The following is a 1,637-nucleotide window of genomic DNA, read 5'->3' on the forward strand; positions in this document are numbered from 1 at the left end:
GGTTCATCCGCACTTCTGGTGCTGATGGGCGATTGAGGGGTGATGAGTAAGGTTACGCCGGCTCCTGGGCCTTGATCAGGCCGCATGGAGCACCCTCTGCTGCAGGAGGTCGAAGCCGGCACGACCGTACATCTGCCGCTTGATCAGCTTCAGGCGGTTAACCTGACCTTCGACCGGCCCATTGCTCCAGGGCTGGGTGATCGCTGCCCGTACGGCGTCCAGATCCTGGCGCAGGCCGGCGGCGAAGCCGCGCAATCCCGTTGTTGCCGCCGCATCGAGCCAGGGTTCCAGCCCTGCCGGATCATCCTGCCGCAGCAGATCGGTAAAGGCTCGCACGTGGCCGGCCGCGATCCGAACCTCTGGAGCCGCCTCGCACAGCGCATTGATGAAGGCGTGCTCGTCGGGGTTGAGCCGGGTTGGATCGCTCGCCAGCAGGCGCGTGGTCCGACGCGTCGAAGGCTCAAAACGGACGGTAGGGCGATCCGGCCCGCTCTCTCGTTGTCGCGCGACCCAGCGTCGAACGATGTCGTAGCCGCCCTCGAAGCCCCGAGCCCGGAGTTCCCGATGGAACGCGGCGCTGCTTCGGAGCCCATCCTGCCAACGCACTTCGGCAAAGGTGCGATGGTGGTCGAGCAGGCTCTGTCCCGGCGCTCGTCGATACGGGACGAACGTACCGGCGCGTAAGTAGCTGCGCACGGTGTTGCGGGCCAGTCCGGTCCGGTGCGCGATCTGTAGGATCGGCAGGCCCTGTGCCTGAAGATACAGGACGTCGTCGAAGCGCTTGCGGCGGTTCTTGCTCCGTTGCGAAAGCGGCGGCGTTTGGACGGGCACGGGTGAGACGATCCCGGGAGAAGACCGATGTCCCGCAGCCTCCTGGATCTGCGTCTGGTGACGCGCGACGACGGACCGGAGGGCCTCAGAGGCGTTGACCAGCAGGTGCCAGCGGTCGGCGACCTGAATGGCGGCGGGTGCACCACTGCGGGCGGCCTCGGCGTAGGGACCTGCCCGGTCCCGGCTGACGACGGCAATGCCCGGATGCGCGGCGAGCCAGTCTCTCACCGGAGCGGACGAGCGGCCCGGCAGCAGGGCTAGAACGCGATGGCGTTCCAGATCGCAGACGATGGTGCCGTAGCGTCGCCCGCGCGGCCAAGCCCAGTCGTCGATGCCCACCACCCGCGGAGCCGGGTAGGCCCGCGGCGGATGGCGGCGGATCAGGCGCAGGACGGTGTCGCCGCTCACCGGCATAGACAGCCGCCGCGACAGCCGGGCTCCGGCCTCGCCGCCCAACACCATGCCGATCTCGGTCTGTGCCTCGGCCAGACGCGTGGTCCGGCGCGCCTTGGATCCCATCAAGCCCGGGATGCGTTCGACAAAGATCCGGCCTGAGCAATGGCTGCACCGGAAGCGGCGCACCTCAATGCGCCACGTGACGGCACGGTCCTGCCACGGCAGGTCTTGGAGCGTTCGCCAGTAGCGGCTGTGGACCCGCGAAGACATTTGGCCACAAGCCGGACAGACGCCCAGCGCAGCGGTGGTCCGGGCAAGAAGCAACAGTCCGGACGGATCGAGCGTCAGTTCATCGACGTGCAACCCATCGGGCATTGTCGGTAGAGACGGGTTCGAGATCAGCATCCGAC

The 1,637-nt window shown here is 67.7% G+C and carries 1 protein-coding gene; it reads right to left on the bottom strand.

What is annotated here, in order from left to right; genetic code table 11:
- Nucleotides 1-75 precede the first annotated feature (75 nt).
- The gene (locus tag J7U37_RS24725; protein ID WP_247637468.1) at nt 76-1,632 is read right to left on the bottom strand and encodes an ISL3 family transposase; all 1,557 of its coding nucleotides are present in this window, start codon (nt 1,630-1,632) and stop codon (nt 76-78) included.
- Between the last annotated feature and the right edge of the window lie 5 nt (nt 1,633-1,637).

The sequence above is a fragment of the Methylobacterium sp. 37f genome (assembly GCF_023093475.1).
Taxonomy (GTDB): domain Bacteria; phylum Pseudomonadota; class Alphaproteobacteria; order Rhizobiales; family Beijerinckiaceae; genus Methylobacterium.

Excerpts from the sequence above, each read along its gene's own strand:
- J7U37_RS24725 (WP_247637468.1), bottom strand. The coding sequence starts at position 1,632 with ATGCTGATCTCGAACCCGTCTCTACCGACAATGCCCGATGGGTTGCAC.